The 15,498-nt window shown below is 51.7% G+C and carries 30 protein-coding genes; 29 read left to right on the forward strand and 1 reads right to left on the reverse strand.

The annotated features are described in order from the left end of the window. The 13 genes from ACJMM9_RS07955 to ACJMM9_RS08015 form a co-directional block, all read left to right on the forward strand. Positions 1 to 357: hypothetical protein (locus ACJMM9_RS07955; RefSeq protein ID WP_405325527.1), on the forward strand; the 357-nt coding region annotated here is incomplete at its 5' end. Next, positions 338 to 1,210, forward strand: a complete 873-nt coding sequence (locus ACJMM9_RS07960) for a hypothetical protein (protein ID WP_405325530.1) — start codon at positions 338 to 340, stop codon at positions 1,208 to 1,210. The genes ACJMM9_RS07955 and ACJMM9_RS07960, both read left to right, overlap by 20 nt. A 75-nt stretch (positions 1,211 to 1,285) precedes the next feature. Then, positions 1,286 to 1,510 carry a hypothetical protein gene (locus ACJMM9_RS07965; protein WP_405325533.1) on the forward strand — a complete coding sequence of 75 codons (225 nt, stop codon included), beginning with the start codon at positions 1,286 to 1,288 and terminating at the stop codon, positions 1,508 to 1,510. A 71-nt stretch (positions 1,511 to 1,581) separates the two neighbouring features. Further along, positions 1,582 to 2,337, forward strand: a complete 756-nt coding sequence (locus ACJMM9_RS07970; RefSeq protein ID WP_405325535.1) for a hypothetical protein — start codon at positions 1,582 to 1,584, stop codon at positions 2,335 to 2,337. A 71-nt stretch (positions 2,338 to 2,408) separates the two neighbouring features. Next, positions 2,409 to 2,981, forward strand: coding sequence for a hypothetical protein (locus tag ACJMM9_RS07975; RefSeq protein ID WP_405325537.1), 573 nt, complete (start codon positions 2,409 to 2,411; stop codon positions 2,979 to 2,981). A gap of 10 nt (positions 2,982 to 2,991) precedes the next feature. Next, positions 2,992 to 3,393 carry a hypothetical protein gene (locus ACJMM9_RS07980; protein WP_405325540.1) on the forward strand — a complete coding sequence of 134 codons (402 nt, stop codon included), beginning with the start codon at positions 2,992 to 2,994 and terminating at the stop codon, positions 3,391 to 3,393. A gap of 6 nt (positions 3,394 to 3,399) precedes the next feature. Continuing rightward, a complete protein-coding gene (locus ACJMM9_RS07985) occupies positions 3,400 to 3,894 on the forward strand; it encodes a hypothetical protein (protein ID WP_405325543.1) in 495 nt (164 codons plus the stop codon). 786 nt (positions 3,895 to 4,680) lie between these two features. Next, positions 4,681 to 5,532 carry a hypothetical protein gene (locus ACJMM9_RS07990; RefSeq protein ID WP_405325546.1) on the forward strand — a complete coding sequence of 284 codons (852 nt, stop codon included), beginning with the start codon at positions 4,681 to 4,683 and terminating at the stop codon, positions 5,530 to 5,532. A gap of 24 nt (positions 5,533 to 5,556) precedes the next feature. Continuing rightward, positions 5,557 to 5,994, forward strand: a complete 438-nt coding sequence (locus tag ACJMM9_RS07995) for a hypothetical protein (RefSeq protein WP_405325548.1) — start codon at positions 5,557 to 5,559, stop codon at positions 5,992 to 5,994. A gap of 59 nt (positions 5,995 to 6,053) precedes the next feature. Then, positions 6,054 to 6,419 carry a hypothetical protein gene (locus tag ACJMM9_RS08000; RefSeq protein ID WP_405325550.1) on the forward strand — a complete coding sequence of 122 codons (366 nt, stop codon included), beginning with the start codon at positions 6,054 to 6,056 and terminating at the stop codon, positions 6,417 to 6,419. A 12-nt stretch (positions 6,420 to 6,431) separates the two neighbouring features. Next, complete coding sequence (locus tag ACJMM9_RS08005) at positions 6,432 to 6,704, forward strand: hypothetical protein (protein WP_405325552.1); 273 nt, start codon at positions 6,432 to 6,434, stop codon at positions 6,702 to 6,704. A gap of 26 nt (positions 6,705 to 6,730) precedes the next feature. Then, the gene (locus ACJMM9_RS08010) at positions 6,731 to 7,216 is read left to right on the forward strand and encodes a hypothetical protein (protein WP_405325553.1); all 486 of its coding nucleotides are present in this window, start codon (positions 6,731 to 6,733) and stop codon (positions 7,214 to 7,216) included. A gap of 81 nt (positions 7,217 to 7,297) precedes the next feature. Then, positions 7,298 to 7,798 carry a hypothetical protein gene (locus tag ACJMM9_RS08015; RefSeq protein ID WP_405325555.1) on the forward strand — a complete coding sequence of 167 codons (501 nt, stop codon included), beginning with the start codon at positions 7,298 to 7,300 and terminating at the stop codon, positions 7,796 to 7,798. On the opposite strand, the gene ACJMM9_RS08020 is transcribed toward ACJMM9_RS08015, so the two are convergent. Beyond that, entirely contained in the window at positions 7,765 to 8,163 is a 399-nt protein-coding gene (locus tag ACJMM9_RS08020) for a hypothetical protein (RefSeq protein ID WP_405325557.1), read from the reverse strand. The genes ACJMM9_RS08015 and ACJMM9_RS08020 overlap by 34 nt on opposite strands. A 36-nt stretch (positions 8,164 to 8,199) precedes the next feature. On the opposite strand from ACJMM9_RS08020, the gene ACJMM9_RS08025 reads away from it, so the two are divergent. From ACJMM9_RS08025 to ACJMM9_RS08100, 16 genes are all read left to right on the forward strand, one after another. After that, complete coding sequence (locus ACJMM9_RS08025; protein WP_405325559.1) at positions 8,200 to 8,487, forward strand: hypothetical protein; 288 nt, start codon at positions 8,200 to 8,202, stop codon at positions 8,485 to 8,487. A gap of 24 nt (positions 8,488 to 8,511) precedes the next feature. Further along, on the forward strand, positions 8,512 to 9,054 hold the full coding sequence (locus ACJMM9_RS08030) for a hypothetical protein (RefSeq protein WP_405325561.1): 543 nt from the start codon (positions 8,512 to 8,514) through the stop codon (positions 9,052 to 9,054). 1 nt (position 9,055) lies between these two features. Continuing rightward, positions 9,056 to 9,328 carry a hypothetical protein gene (locus ACJMM9_RS08035; protein ID WP_405325563.1) on the forward strand — a complete coding sequence of 91 codons (273 nt, stop codon included), beginning with the start codon at positions 9,056 to 9,058 and terminating at the stop codon, positions 9,326 to 9,328. 62 nt (positions 9,329 to 9,390) lie between these two features. Next, the gene (locus tag ACJMM9_RS08040) at positions 9,391 to 9,723 is read left to right on the forward strand and encodes a hypothetical protein (RefSeq protein WP_405325564.1); all 333 of its coding nucleotides are present in this window, start codon (positions 9,391 to 9,393) and stop codon (positions 9,721 to 9,723) included. 9 nt (positions 9,724 to 9,732) lie between these two features. After that, on the forward strand, positions 9,733 to 10,134 hold the full coding sequence (locus ACJMM9_RS08045) for a hypothetical protein (protein WP_405325566.1): 402 nt from the start codon (positions 9,733 to 9,735) through the stop codon (positions 10,132 to 10,134). 75 nt (positions 10,135 to 10,209) lie between these two features. Further along, positions 10,210 to 10,650, forward strand: coding sequence for a hypothetical protein (locus ACJMM9_RS08050; protein ID WP_405325568.1), 441 nt, complete (start codon positions 10,210 to 10,212; stop codon positions 10,648 to 10,650). Positions 10,651 to 10,662: 12 nt separating this feature from the next. Then, complete coding sequence (locus ACJMM9_RS08055) at positions 10,663 to 11,091, forward strand: hypothetical protein (RefSeq protein ID WP_405325569.1); 429 nt, start codon at positions 10,663 to 10,665, stop codon at positions 11,089 to 11,091. 66 nt (positions 11,092 to 11,157) lie between these two features. Then, positions 11,158 to 11,712 carry a hypothetical protein gene (locus ACJMM9_RS08060; protein WP_405325571.1) on the forward strand — a complete coding sequence of 185 codons (555 nt, stop codon included), beginning with the start codon at positions 11,158 to 11,160 and terminating at the stop codon, positions 11,710 to 11,712. Next, positions 11,712 to 12,095: a hypothetical protein gene (locus ACJMM9_RS08065; protein ID WP_405325573.1), complete on the forward strand. Its 384-nt coding sequence runs from the start codon at positions 11,712 to 11,714 to the stop codon at positions 12,093 to 12,095. Before ACJMM9_RS08060 ends, ACJMM9_RS08065 begins: the two co-directional genes overlap by 1 nt. A 69-nt stretch (positions 12,096 to 12,164) precedes the next feature. Beyond that, a complete protein-coding gene (locus ACJMM9_RS08070; protein ID WP_405325575.1) occupies positions 12,165 to 12,509 on the forward strand; it encodes a hypothetical protein in 345 nt (114 codons plus the stop codon). 9 nt (positions 12,510 to 12,518) lie between these two features. Beyond that, a complete protein-coding gene (locus ACJMM9_RS08075; protein ID WP_405325577.1) occupies positions 12,519 to 12,752 on the forward strand; it encodes a hypothetical protein in 234 nt (77 codons plus the stop codon). Between the two features lie 68 nt (positions 12,753 to 12,820). After that, positions 12,821 to 13,522 (forward strand): hypothetical protein, encoded by a 702-nt coding sequence (locus tag ACJMM9_RS08080; protein ID WP_405325579.1) that lies wholly within the window; start codon positions 12,821 to 12,823, stop codon positions 13,520 to 13,522. A 66-nt stretch (positions 13,523 to 13,588) separates the two neighbouring features. Then, positions 13,589 to 14,272 (forward strand): hypothetical protein, encoded by a 684-nt coding sequence (locus tag ACJMM9_RS08085; protein WP_405325580.1) that lies wholly within the window; start codon positions 13,589 to 13,591, stop codon positions 14,270 to 14,272. 15 nt (positions 14,273 to 14,287) lie between these two features. Then, a complete protein-coding gene (locus tag ACJMM9_RS08090; protein ID WP_405325582.1) occupies positions 14,288 to 14,545 on the forward strand; it encodes a hypothetical protein in 258 nt (85 codons plus the stop codon). 11 nt (positions 14,546 to 14,556) lie between these two features. After that, positions 14,557 to 14,958, forward strand: coding sequence for a hypothetical protein (locus ACJMM9_RS08095; protein ID WP_405325583.1), 402 nt, complete (start codon positions 14,557 to 14,559; stop codon positions 14,956 to 14,958). A 78-nt stretch (positions 14,959 to 15,036) separates the two neighbouring features. Then, on the forward strand, positions 15,037 to 15,450 hold the full coding sequence (locus ACJMM9_RS08100) for a hypothetical protein (RefSeq protein ID WP_405325585.1): 414 nt from the start codon (positions 15,037 to 15,039) through the stop codon (positions 15,448 to 15,450). The last annotated feature ends 48 nt before the right edge of the window (positions 15,451 to 15,498 follow it).

Consider the following 15,498-nt stretch of genomic DNA (forward strand, 5'->3'; position numbering starts at 1 on the left):
CTGTGCGAACCAGACCGTGGAACCTTCGACGAATTTCCGGAAGGAACCAAGATCAGAACCTTCTTCATCCGCAACGAAGAGTCCAACACCGATGTCACCGCCACGGTGATCTTCTTGCCGGACGGAAACCGTCTCTTCCGCTACATCACCAGTAAGCTCGGAAACCGTCTGATGGCATACACTTCCGACGAAGTCGGCACTATCCACGCCTTCAACTGCTGGCTCTCCGAACACCAAGACAAGCTCTACCCGACTGGCGATCATCCGGCGGGACTGCCTCTCGACCAGATTGAAGGGTACGTCGATCAACCTACAACCAACAACCAAGGAGATAACAATGCCGAATTGGGTAAATAATCAGCTCGTCATCAAGGGCGAAAAAGCAACTCTCGAAGAAATTGCCAAGAAGGGCAAGCCCGTCTATATCGTTCCGGCCAATATGACCGTGGCCGAATTCATCCGCCACGAGTGCGAAAAGGACAACCTCACCGAGCACTGCACCAATCTGCTCATCCAACGCTATGAAGGTGTCGAACCGGATGCCGAACGCAAGATCCCCGTCTTCGACATCTACGGCAATACCGATGCGTTCTCCTTCAACCTCTTTGTGCCCCAGGACAAGACCGACCCCAACTACCATAACGGTCTCGAAGCGCACTGCGGAACCGAGTTCAACTGGTTCGACTGGAACATCGACCACTGGGGAACCAAGTGGGATGCCTCCGACTCCTCCGTCGAATGGGAAGGCGATGCACTCGTCGTCAAGTTCAACACCGCCTGGTCTGTTCCGGAAGAATTTATCAAAGCGCTCTCCAAGCTCTACCCCAAGGTCTCCATCGCAGTCTACGCCTACGAAGAACAAGGCCAGTACACCCACGGTGTCTATGCCGACGGCGTTGGCGATATGGCTCCCTATGTCTGGTGCAGCGAACAAGTTGACCGTGACGAAATCGCCAAGAAGTTCCTCGACGACTTCGCCCAGAAGAACGGTATCGAAAACATCGCCGATATCATCAACCTCGAAACCTTCAAGGAAAAGGCGTTCTTCGATGTCCAAGACGAAGAAGACATCAGAAAGTACGCCGAACCGACCGTCGTCATCAACTACTTCGACGACAACAAAGAACTCCTCGAACTCCTCAAGCAGTCCACCGACGAAGGCGACTGGGAGTACGACGAAAAGGAAAACAAGTTCTCCTTCAAGAAATAATTTTTTCCTTGGTTGGCCTACGGTTCCTCCTCGGAGCCGTAGGCTTTTGTTTCTTTTTCTTTACAAGAGGCTATCATGGCTACCATCGCTGAACAGACTGTCATCGACGAACTCACCAAGAGAAAGGTCAAGTTCGACCCCAATTCTATCAAGGAATCCAGTTCCGGTAGGATCGTCGAACTGCCGAACCCCACAATAAAACTTATCCGCGAAGAAGACGGTTGGACGATCTTCGACTGCAAAAAAGGCAAGGTAGGCGGCGGAGACTCCATCGCCGAATGCATAGAAGCCCTATACTAGTGAACTGGTAGATCCATCGCGGGACTGCCGCCCACAGTTATCAACTGGTACACAACCACAAGGAGACTATCATGAAGATCAACTTCCCTCTTACCTATACCGTCGAATACCTTCCGTCGGAAAGACACACCAAGACCCGCCGCCAGCTCAAGACCGAAAACACCAAAATCAATATCGCGACGATCACCCAGGAATCCTTCTTCCCGATCGCCTACAAGGTCAAACGCTATACGACCGTGTACCCCAAGGTTCGCGACGGCGAACAGCTCTGGGAACTCGTCCACCACGGCGACCAAGTAAACGGAATCTACTTCACGGAAACGATCCGCCGCTACAAGAAGACGCTCTACAGACCGATCCGCCATACCTACGGATCAGCCATCGCCCGTTCCTTCCCCAAGCCGAAAGAAGAACTCGCCAAGCGCCTCGAACAGTACCAGAACTTCTGCCGCCGCTTCTCAGACTGGAACGAACCGGATATTCCGTTCGATCCGGAAAAGTCCGTCGTCCTCGCTTGGAACCGTCCGAGCAACACCGCCGACGTCCAAAAGGAAGCCAACAAGTACGTCGTATTCAAGGGTGTCCTCTGGGAACCAGTCGAGGAACCTCTCTACACCTATACCACCTTCGGCTGCGGCAACAACCACGGCGGAACCGGATTCTTCATCGAATACGGTAAGCGCTGCAACGCCGACAGAAAGATCTACTGGAAGGCCAACGAAAGGGAAGCCGCTATCAAGGCAGCCATCAAGGCGGCTCGCGAACGCGGCGACACCCAGTATATCCAGGAAATCGCCCACGCCAAGGAAATGATCACGAAGTTCTAAAAAACTGGCAGCCCCTCGGCGGGACTGCCTCTTTCGCCTATGCTTTAGGCACAACACCAAGGAGATTAACCATGTTCGTAAAATCCACTGCCACGCTCGTTCCCTGCGTCACCGTCAGCCACTCTGGCGATATCATGTTCCATGTGTTCTCTTCCTCCGACGACAAGTTCGTCGAATTCCATGGAGACAAGTACTACAAGAAGGGCGAATTCCACAGCGACAACGACAAGCCTACCAACGTGCCGCTCTTCCTTACCGACGACGAAGACATCCGTAAAGTCGCCAAGGAATTCATGAGGTCTCGTCCAGAACCCTTTGGTCGCGACGTTGCTGCCGTCATGCTCCGCGACAAGGGCACTACCAACATCCACTGGTTTAGTGTCTCCAACAAGGGCACGATCAAGCTCTTCGGCAATGCCGACCCCATCGACATTACCAACATGGAAGAAGGTGAAACCTACAGCGGCACCAAGACCCAGATCTTCTTCTCGCCGATCACCGCCATCAGAACCGTTAGGGACTATCTCGTAGGAGTCTGCAACGAAATCATCGCCGAATCCACCGAACGCGAAGCCAAGGAACAGCAAGAGATCCTTAACGCCAAGTCCTTCATCGACAAGCTCCACCAGGCTCAAGAAATCTAAGGAGGCCGACATGAACAAAAAAGATTCTCAATTCATGGACGCCGTCAGAACCTTCGACAAGAAACTCCTGAAGTACGTCCAGTCCTATCTGCTCCCTGCCTTCAAGGGCATGAAGTTCGGATCCCCCAAGTGCGACTACGATATCGACGACGAAGGTACATCCTCTGTCAACGGTATCATCTACGACGACCCTAACGACAACACGTTCCACTACACCATCGCCGTCTATCCGAAAGACGACAAAGTCCGTGTCAGCATCACCAAGTTCCACCAAGGAAACCTCTGCCGCATCAATGATATCGACCACTGGGATATCAACGAAGCCAACGTCACCAGCAAGGACATCAAGGACAAGTTCCTGACACTCACCGAAATGGAACACAAGTATTCAGCCAAATATTACGGAGAATAATTTTTTATGCCTAGACTTACCGACTTCATCGACAACCTCGTCGTCCCCTGGATCAAGGAATCCCAACAAGAAACGACGCCCGAATCGCCGTCCGACAACCAGTGTCCCTATGGGGAACGGTTTGGGACGGAGCTGAACCTTGCCCTCGGCGACGGCGCAGTACCTGTCAATCCCCATGCCGACACCGATCTCCTCACGGTCACGTTCGAGGCCGACATCAAGGGATCCATCGATCCGGATCCGGATATCATCATCAACCTCAGACTCCGTGTCGATCTCGACCACAACAACCCTAACCCGTCCATGACGTGCCGACTCCTCACCGACGAAGGAGACACCACTCTGTTCGAACGCACCGAAGGACAGACGGCTCTCCAGAACCCAAGAGGTTTCATCCACAGCACGATCTCGGCATACAAGGATCAGCAGTACCAGGAAAAGCTGGAGAAGATCAAGGCCCAGGTCGCCGAAAACGAACTCAAACTCAACCGATTGTTTTAACAATCTATCAACAATCTATCAACAAGCTGTGAACATAGCTTCACGGCTTCTTTTTTCGCCGTCGGATCGGACAGACTGGCACGGACAGCACGGGGCTGACATGTCCCAAAATGTCCAGACCGTCGCGAACCCTTAAAAATATTTTTTACTTACGTGCGCACGTCTGGAACCGTGGGGCACAGTTGAGCACCATTGCCGATTACATTGATTATGTAAACCAAATTTATCATCTGTCAACAACCTATCAACACTGTCCGCACACTTCCGCTATGTCGGTTCGTTCGCGAAGCGTTGTCTCCATTTAAAATCTCCACGAGGAGGAAGCTAACTTTATTAACCTGGGCTAACTTAGTCGCGCCTATCTTATTACCTTATCCGAACTCGTCCGCGCAGTCCGCACAGAGCCGCCGAAGGGCGAACCGAGGCCCACACGCGAGACCCCCAGGCCGACCGATGTTTCCCTACTTAATTGTAAACATTTAGCTACAAAACGTGCTTTTGTGTTTGACTGACGGACGGGGACTGCCCAACTCCGTGTACCAGTTCCCAACCCCACGAACGCCATCCCAACAGAATGCACAAGTGGGCATGATGTGAACCCCTGATCTTGAAAACAACTTATCAACAATCTATCCACAATGAATACCCAACTATCCACACTTGACCGACAGTTCCCATCCAATGCCCCATAGGGCGCTAGTCGGGAACCGAGGGACTGGTCGTGGGACTGCGGGACTGCCTCTCTGTATTATGGTACGCGAGGACAACCTACTAGGAGAATGCAATATGAATGAAAAGGAACACGTAAAGGACATGACATCTACCGTATGGCGCATACTTGGGTGTGTGCTCTTGGGGCTGGTCGCTCTGTTCTGTCTTGGGTGGTTCACTGGCTGTAGCGGTGACAATGGTACAAGTGCGTCCGTTGACACCTACACTAAGAAGGTGTGCGACTACGAGGTCGTGAGGTCACGCGCAGTCAACGGATATTATCACTACGACATCAGCCCCGTCGTTGCTGAGTTCTTTGGTCTCGGAGATCCTAGTCTGGATATGTCGGCTACTGGATGGTCACTCAAGGGCTACTTATCGGCGATAAACGACAACTTCATAGTGACCGACACATTCCATATCCGAGGGCTGTACACTACCGAGGAGATACTAGAGCAGATTCCTGGTGTGCGAGTAATCGGTACATCATCCGATACTCTTGTTCGGATGTTGGTAAACGAAGGCGACGCACTTCTGTTAGATGGCATGGTCGGTAGGATATACGCTATGACCAAGGGTGTACCCAAATGGGATTCGCTCATGCAGAACGACTACAGCGAGTCAAGGTTTCGGAAGGATGTTTCCGAACTGCGTAGGCTGTTCAGCGACACCATACCGCAAGTATCTACATCTACTAGGGTGAACGAGGTTTCTTGCGAGGATGTTCCCTATGCGGTCGAGAAGGACACGACCAAGTTCTGCTACGATACCCAGATAGGCTTCCAATACATCGTTTCGGACACGAGCAAAGTCAACCGATACTACGACCGATGGGTCAAGGAGACTTGCTTGGAATGGGATGGCGACACTTGTGCCAAGAACGACCCAAACGGAAAGATATACATAACCAAGTGCAATTATAAGTAAAAATTTTTAAACATTGAGGGCATTATGAAAACGGATCGCAGACACGCTACCAATGTGGTGACGGGCGGCGTAGAGTACACCTTCTTGGTGGACGGTGCGCCCGTACCGAAGGAATTGGACTTGAAGGACTACTACATCGTCCGTCTTGGGAACTTCACCTACCGCATATTCAAGAAGGTCAAGACGGAAGTGGATCATGCGGTTCTCGAAAGGTGGAACGCCAAGGGTCGCGAGTACTTGAACCTCTCTTGGGTTCCGAAGGGCTGGAGTCCGTCTGGGGCTTCGCTGATGGCGATAGCGAAGGGCGGAGAAGACCAGGTGGTCAGCGGTAGCCAAGCGGAGTGCAAGGCCGAGGACGGACAGATTCTGTACGCCCTTCCTCACGACTTCGACTGCTTGGGAGCCGCAGAGGACAACTTGCGCCTTATTGACGCCTTTCTGAAGATGCAAGGGAATGGCTAGGGCGTGGCGGGACTGCCTCGTCCTCATATATGGTATGCACAGCCGAAAGGAGAAACGATATGAACAAGAATGCTACTACCGAGAAGGAACTGACCGAGACCGCCGTGAAGAAGGGTCTCGCGGTCGTGGAAACCGTCAAGTACTTCAGGGACGAACTGAACCGAGTGATCGCCGCTAGCACGAAGCGCAAGATCGTCGCAAGCTGTCTCTACAGCGTGGGTATAGGGGCTGGCACTTGCCAAGTCCACTTCTCGCTGAAAGAGGACGACAGGAACAACGTCGGCGAGGCTTTCGTCCTCGTCGAAGGGAAGACCGTCAAGGTCAGCATCCGTAAGTACACCAAGCACGGACAGTGGGGAAGCGCATACGTGAACCTCTACGGAAAGTCCGTGAAGAAGCAGTTCGAACGGTTCGAAATGGTCTAAAGGAGAACGAGAATGGACGCAAAGCAGTTCGCAGAGCATATAGCCGAGTGGGGCAAGGGACGCACCTTCGGAAGCGTGGAGCAGATGCTTAGAGGAATCGAAGCCGAGGCCAAGTCGGTAATATCCGCTGGCTGCATAGCCCGTTTCGCTTCCGTCCGCGACGCTGGCAAGGGATACTTTTTCGTAGTGGGCGACGGAAGTCCGTTCTGCTACCTTCGAGTGTTCACCACTGGCAAGAAAAAACTTTCAATCGTGAAGGTTCAGCAGCCTCGTCTGCTGAAATAAGCACAACCCTATCAAGGAGACAGAAAATGTTAATAACCGAAAGAATCGCCAAGATGGCGACAAAGACAATCATCAAGAACGCCAATTCAGACCTCGAAGCCACCCAAGGCAAGATGAAGAACGGGTTTGTTTCCGTGGAATCCGCGCTCGAAAAGGTCTTGAATGCGTACGACACCGCCTTCGAAAGGGGCTATGTGGTCAAGAAGTATTCGTACAAGGTGACGGCGTACAGCGAGACCCAGGGCTACAGCCGTTCAATGAAGTACAAGAAGCCGACGGTGAAGTGTACCGTCCGCATCGAGGGCGGCAAGATCAAGGACATCGCGTTCGAGCGTGACGAACTCTATCCTGAGCAGAAGGTATGGAGCAAGGTGGTCACGGACGGCTACGAGACGAGGAACGACGCGCTGACTCGCTTCATCGGCACAGACCATCCGTTCCGTACCGGAAACGAGAACGCCACTTGGGACGCAATGCTCCACAACATGCGCGACTTCGCCGTGTTCGGCTAGACTGCTACATAGGTGGCGGGACTGCCCCTTCTCCGTATGGATATGGGGCAACCGACAAACATTCAACCAAGGAGAATCACCATGAGTGACCAAGCATCTGAATTTAAGGCAATCCTGAAGACCAAGCCGAAGCCGTTCACCGCAAGCCTCAACATGAGGTGGAAGAGTCTCTACAGCCGAGTGAACAACTACATGACCAAGATGGTCGCGCACTACAACGCCCTCGTGGACTACCACGCAGCTCTGTGCGACAAGTGGGGCGACCCCGGCTGCTACTTGACCGAGATCTGCTGCGAGATCGACCGAGCCAGACACGACGCCGTCGCGTTCCTCGAAAGGATTCGCGGCGTGATGGAAGGGCTGACGCTTGCTGGCTACGTCGTGCTGAAGAAGGACGTCAAGGACATGGCGCTGAAGGCACTGCGTCCGGAAATCAAGGGCATCTTCATGTTCTGCAACAGCATGGAAGAGGCCGCAGAAAGGCTCCGTATCTCCAAGGTAGGCGGTGTCGGGCTGGTCGAGGACACGAAGAAATGGGGTTTAATGACTTACAAGGCGGTATTCGGATGGGAAAAGGACTGATTCGCAGACCCCTCGAAAGGGCTAAATTTGAAAATTTTTATGTGATGACACGCGCCTACTACCCAGGCGCGGAGTTCACCGCAGAGACCGAACGCGACGGCTTCGGATGGCTCTTCGGCTACGACACCAAGAAGCACGAGTTTGCCATGCATTCCGCTTGCGTGATGGTTCAAGGCACGGTTGACGGGCCTATGTACTATGTGGCGGTAAGGCACGGAAGGCAGTCTCACTGGCGCAGACTCTGCAAGAGCCACAGCGCGAAGCGCTTCATGACGGCCTTGAAGAAGCTGGCGGAGATCGACTGGATCTGTACCGAGACGAACAAGTGGGTAGGCGGACTGTCTGCTGAGTCGCGGGACTGCCACGGCTAGTCATTGATAATGCGCACAAAGGAGTTTTAAATGGTTGGAACTATTACCGCACTTGTGATAGCGTTCGCCGTCGGACTGACGGCGGTAGGCGCTGTGGCCTTCTTTATGGCTAAACGCTACGAGGTCGCGTTCGTCTGCAACCTCTTCGCGCTGTTCCTCTGGCTCCCGCAGATGTTGATGGACATCAACGAGCCGTTGTTCGTGGTTGGAGACCTTTTGCTTGGGTGCTACTGCTTAGTGATTGTCATGTTAAGCGAGGACGAAGCCGTAGAGGACTCTGACTCAGTAGAACAATTTTTATTTGGTGAGGAAGAATAAATGAATTACGAACTGATTATCGGAATGATAATTTTCGCGGCTGCAATGACCGTGTTCGGCACGATCTCCGCTTTCTGGCGCAAGTCCTTCGAGGTCGCGTCGCTGTCGTACGGCATGGCCTGGTTCGTCTCTATGGTCTGGGTTATGCTGGACTTTCTTGAAACAGACCGAGTTGGTGCGACCACGCTTTCAACTATTTTGGACACTTATTTTATGCTTGTCGTGGGCGGTATGTGCTTATTGTGCTACAAGTACGACATGCGGTGGAAGGAATTCTTGGAGCGTAGAAGCATGCTCTATCCGAAAATGCGTATCGAGGATTTCAACGGTCGCCGTGGGACTTTACTCGTATGGGTGAACCGAAAGGCCGGAAGAACCCCAGATGAAGTCGAAGAGTTCTTCAAGCCGTGCGGACACGTTGAAGTGACCGTACTCAGCCAATACGCCGTGGTAAGGGTCAAGGACGCCGAGAACTGCCCAGATCGTGAGCTTGACAATATCAGACAAGAGATAATGCAACTCACGGAATTTCTCACCAAACCGAGAGACACCGACAAGGAGGTTTAGAATGGCAGAAACGAAAGGAACCGCATACCCCTTGAAGAAGGGGCAATGGGCTGAAATATCCGTCCTTGAGAACAAGAAAGTCAAGCTGGGCAGCGAGAAGCGTCACCCGTTCAGCGCACAAGTCTCTGGCAAGAGGGTATGCTTGCTCGTGAAGAAGCTGAAGGACTTGGGAATCGACATCACGGACGAAAAGAAGTGGATTGCCACCTTGTACGTGAACGACGGCGACAATCGACCGGATATCTTGAGTTTCGTGAACGGACACTGGAACTGATAGGGCCGTGGCGGGACTGCCACGACCCTTTATTCATTTGGCACAACCAAACGAGGTATAACATGGAATTTACAGACGAATTACTAAAGAAGCTGGCTTCCGAAGGCATCAACTTCAGCCGCGAAGACGACGGACACATCTGCTATATGTCCAACTACGAACACGCAAGCGCGGAAATCGACCCTGTTGCCGAGAGCTTCAAGGTCGTGAACGAATGCCGCGACGGCGACGAGTCCGGCGTCATCTGCGAACGTACGTTCGCCAACCAGTTCGACGGTCGCGTACCGAGCGCCGAGGAAGTCCTGAGGGACATCTCCAAGGCATGCGAAGCGATCGACCAAGGGCTTGAAAACGCATTCAACACTTTAAGCGGATACGACATCAAGTCGTACTAGGAGGCAACCATGGCAAACATGACCACAATACTCAACCAGCTCAGCGACTTCAAGTTCCACGACAAGAAGCTCCAGACAGTCTTGGGGCACAGTCTGTTCGACTTCGCCGCTGGCCACCTCGACGATATCGACAGCTTGCACTTGACCGAACGATCCGTCCGTATTAGGCTTACCGATGGGCGTGGTGATTTCTGGCTCACTTGGTTCGATGACAAGTGCATGTCCGGATGCGGATGTACGGTCGAAGGCGACCAGTGCTACCTCTACTGGAAGGACGGCGAACCGCTGAAGGCTGTCAAGGACAGAATCAGCAAGGTCTACGACTTGTTCGTGATGTACCTCAACACCAAGAATATCCAGAAGGAACTCAAGGAGAAGTACGACGCCACCTTGAATGACGTAATCAGATAAAAATAATTTTTATTTCTCTTGAAAGTATTGACAAAATACTTTTCAAGAGTTATATTTTAGCCAAGGAGACCTAAAATGACCGATAATTTTGTACAAGCCGAATGCTATCTTGAAAGCGGAACGTCCATCAAGGGCGATCTTGGCAGACCCTTCAACAAGAAGATGAAGGAAATCATCAACGAGCATAGGGCCGAATTGGAAGCCGCTGGCGTGTGCGTACAAGACTACGGCACGATCCTGGAGTACACCGACAGACCGTTTGCTGGGAGAGACTTGACTGGTCGCACTCAGCGTATCGGCTTCGTGGATGCCAAGACGAGGTACTGGCTCATTCCTACTTGTCACCTCGAAGGATGCGACAACACTTATCTGAAGTCCATCAACGCGAAGGGAATCGAAGCCATCGACAAGCTGTTCGAGAACGAATGGTTCAAGGAACATGTCACGCTGATGAAGTACCTTGGAAGTTCCTTCAAATATCGTCCGTTAATCAGTCCGTGCATTTGGTCTGCTTGATAAGGAGTATCTATGACAATCGCTACCGACGCCCTGATTAAGGGCAACCAGTTAATACACGAATACGTGAACTCTGGCAAGCAAGGGTTCCGCAACGAAATCGTGGACACGGAAATGAAGACGATTCTGTCCAACTTCCGTGCCGACTGCCACATCACCAAGGCCCTGCTCGTCACCGAGAACGTTGTCCGTATCGACGTGGCGGACTACGAACACGACGCCAACATGTATCTGGTCACTTGGCACGAGCACCTTGGTATGTATTCCGTCCACTTCCGAGTGGACATTGACCAGTGCAACATCTACTTCCACGACAACGACAGCAAGACGAAGATCCGAACGCTGCTCCGTAGGACTTTCTCCGTGTTCCGTACTTGTCTCGACCACAACAAGGCCATTATGCAGTTGAGCGAACAATATCCGGAGTGCATGGACGAATGATCCGCCGACGGCGGGACTGCCATACATCGCCATTACCAAACCAACCCCAAAAGGAGACAACAACCAATGGAAACCAAGAACCTCAAGAAAATCGTCACCAAGAACCACAACTGGGATTTCAGGATCGACTTCACCCAGATGCGCGAAGTCAAGTGGGAAATGATCTTCGTCACCGTGTCTTTCGCGCTTGCCATCACGTCCTACGTCGGCATGGGCAAAGCGACTAGCGTCAGCGGATTCCTCGTTTCGTACATCAGCATGGTCGTGATGCTGGTGGCGTTCTCCATCAACTTCGTACATCTGTTCCGTCACCTCGTACTGATGGTATGTGGCTGCTACCACATCGTCAAGCAGAACGTGGAAGAACAGAAGGACTTAGACTACGGTACGACCACGGTCTTCTACGACCCCGATACCAAGAAGCTGTATTCCGAAGAGGACTACCTCGCTATGGTTCGTTCGGAAATGCAGAAGGATATGGAAGAACAAGCCAAGAAGAACGGAGAAGCGCGTATACAAGCCGAAATGGCACGAAAGGAATTTGAGAGAAAGGCGTGTACCGTTCCCCATGGCGACGAATTGACCGCCGATCCGAAAACCGAAGAAAAAGGAGTCAACTAATGGAAAAATTCGTAAACATCTGGATTAGGCTATCGGTCATTATCATATCCGCTGTTGGCGGTGCTCTGATTAGCAACATCTATCACTATGCCCAGGATGACTCCGCCAAGAAGAAGGTCGAGATCGAACAGAAGGTCTCCGAAGTATGCTTCACTAACTTGGTGGATATGGACAGAACGGTACGCTACCTCAAGGGCTTGGACACCAACGGAGTCTCTTGCTCCAAGGTCGTGAACCACTTGACCGCCAAGTACAACCGCGATCTCCGCGACTGGGAACTGAACAACGAGATAGTACACAAGCGGTACGACGAACTGAAGAAGGTAGGCCGTAAGTACTACGAGTTGACGAAAGATACGTCGGTGATACGGCTTCTCTATTAGCCAGACTGGGACAGTCCCGGCGGGACTGCCCCTTCTTACCATTCATAAAGCACAACAAGGAGTATATCTATGTCAGAAGCACCGTTTATAATCGTGATTCCGCCTACCGAGTCGCCCATCAAGTACGATGACGGCTTCTCCACCACATTCAAGAGCGATTTCACCATCGCCGATGCGTTCGGCGAAGACGCCGTGAGGGACACCTACAAGCGAGCCTTCAACGAATGGAAGGGCCAGTACCGCTACCTCACCGACCTCGTGATTACGCTGAACCACAAGATCTATGAACACCACGAGAAGGGCAACAAGGCGCTTTCTCAGGTCTACGACGAACTCTGGAAGGCCGCTGACGCCTACGCTTGCGATAACCTCAAGGGCGACGAACTCGCCTACTTCTACAAGACCACCGACTAGGAGGAACCAATGAAAAAATACATTCTCAATACGATTTTCAGCGGCATATTCTCTGGAACGACTTTGGTCGTGTTCATCTACTTTCTGCAACAGTACATGTACCTTAGTACCGAACTCTTGATGCACACTTCCTTGTTCAACCGAGGCTTCATGTTCTGTGTGTGCGCTGGCGCGTTCGCCACGTTCTTGTGGAACACGATAAATTGCGTGTACAACATGGTGAAGCTGCTTTCGGAAGAATAGACTGGAGGCAGTCTTGCGGGACTGCCACCTTCTTTTATCATTTGTACAACCCCAACAAGGAGACTTATATGAAGAACTTGACCAACACCATCACCGCCACAGAAACCGCATTACTAGTCCGCGTTCGCGACATCTTGCTCGAAAGTCCTTTGTACAAGGACTACGGCGACAAAGACCGCCTCTCAATGATCCCGGAATCCAAGTGGGTCGATTACCGAAAGGGCATCGTGACGATTCCCTTGGTAGACAACTGTTTCCGCACTGGCGGCTACGCAAATATGAAGCAGTTCGCAGTGAAGCGCGTAGAAAACACTGTGAAGGCCATTCTCGAAGAGCATGTGATCAACGTGAAGTGGATTCGCAGCGACAAGCTGTGCGACAGCGTTGACTTCTGTGTAGAACACTATCATACGCCCAAGACAGTCAACCTTCCCAAGACCTACGGCAAAGACGCACTGAACGGCTACGACAAGAAGGTCGCCAAGTTTGCAGCCATCATCAAGGAACTCTGGGAGACTGATAAATCGGAAGGCTCCTATTCCGTGGTGTTCTACTTGCACGAAGGCGATAAGGTCATCAAGACCAGCACCAAGCTGCTCATCGAAGGGCTTTGGAAATATTCGTACGAAAACACTGAACTTTCCTCGCTCATGGAAGCGGCTCTTATTATGATGCAAGTTCGCGATGACCAGAAATGCAAGTTCTTTAACCCGGATTCGCTGACCATCGAAGACAAATTCACTAAAGACAAGTTCAACATCACGCTCTAACTGATCCGCCGACGGCGGGACTGCCGTCGGCCTTTATTACGTAAGCAACCCACAAGGAGACCAATCATGACACGTTTTAACCTCGACACCATCACCTCGCACGAAGACACCTTAATAGACACTATGAAGATCATGGTGTCCACGTCCAAGTTCTACAAGGAACACAGCCAGAAGGACTCCATCATCAAGGTAGACCGCCGTGCTGGCTCCGTGGAGTTCCGCATCGCGGACACTTCCTTCACCAAGGCCGATGACACGCTGAAGGTCGTTGCAAGGAAGCAAGCCAACGAGCTGCTTGCCGCCATGGACAAAGTGTTCGCTGAGGAGAAGACTTCGGTCGCGATCTCGTACGACCGCTACAACAACGTCAAGTACAAGTTTACTACTTATCACACTGCCGTCAAGCAGACCGTTCCGGTTTCTTTCGGCAAGGGTGGCCTGGGTAGCTGGACTGCAAAGGTGGTTCGCTTGGCAGAAGTCATCAACGAGTTCTACCACTTGAACACTTGCGAATTTCCGTTCTTCGTCCATTTCTTCAAGATCGAAAATGGCGTAGCCGAGAAGGCCGCATATCCTCTCCAGATCCACAAGATCGACACGACCCACTCGAACTACGGCGCTGCCGTGTTCGCCGAAGCCTCCAGGCTTCTCCGCGCTTGCGAGGATGCCAAGGAATACGAATACTTCGAACCGAACTTCGTCAACATCCTCTGTGAAGACACAAAGGACATCTACCAGTTCAACCTTTAATTCCGAGGAGACCGCATGTCGTACTACCAGACCACAATATCTTTTGTGAAGCCCACGATACTCAAGTCTACCGAAGACAAAGTACTGGCCGATTGCAAACAAGCGTTTACTGGAAGCTTGTCGGTAAATACTTGCTGCGACGACCTGGTATGTATCAAAGGTGACGGAAAACTGTCGTTCGGCGGTATAATCCAGTTGATCAACATCCTTGAGAAAAACGGACTCACCGTTGACGATGTACGCCTCTATCTGAACGAGTCACGAGAATATTAAAAGGAGTCATTATGACCGAAGTCCAGAAAAAAATTTCTGCTATGTTCAGCAAGGCTAACTTCGCTTGCATCACCTCCTTAAAGTACAGCCGAGTGGTGTTCGATTTCCGAGTCCTGACCAAAAAAGAATTTGATGAAGGCTGGGGAAAGACGCACTCGTCCGGATGCGTGGGCGGATGGAACGAGGTTAAGAAGACTCACCGCTTTGTCGGCGTACTCACCATCAAGTATTGCGGACAGTACTTGCACTATGCGGTAAGCCACCGCGAACCCGTGTTCGCCGCCGCGCTCGTCCTCAAGAACACGCTTGCCAAGTTCGACGGCAAGAAACCAGATCCGATGCACCGAAAGATCATGCTCGTACACAAGAAATTTTTCGATATCGTGTGCGAACCGCCAACCGCCAAGGAGTAATCCTGGGTTCAAGAGACTGTTCCGCCGACGGCGGGACTGCCTCTTTGCTTTATTCAAGTTTCAACCAGAGGTTAAAATATGTTGCCACCCAGAACGATTCATATCCTTCAACGCATGGACAGTCATGAACGTGAAAGTTCGCTCCATCTGCTTCACAAACTCGGTGTGATTGACGGCATGGAAATTGCTGAATACATGGCCATGTGCCGTGAAGAGTCTGAACCTTCCGAATTTATGAAAGCGGCAAGCGCCATGCTTCAACGAGAAGTAAAAGAATTCGACGAAAGAACCAGAAAAATCAAGTACAAGAAATGCCCCGAATGTCACGGCGAAGGGAAACGCTACGTCACGACATGCATTTCTCTTCGTCAAGGAAACTACCGCCGCAATGACGGTTCATACCATTTCGAACAAGATGGGACAGAACGAGAAGACCATTATGAATGGAAGACTTGCCCTGACTGCCACGGAACCGGAAAGGTAATGGTATAACCCCTTGACAAACGCTTTGTCAAGAGTTATATTTTGACCAAGGAGATC

It is taken from the genome of Fibrobacter sp., assembly GCF_045112255.1.
Lineage (GTDB): Bacteria > Fibrobacterota > Fibrobacteria > Fibrobacterales > Fibrobacteraceae > Fibrobacter.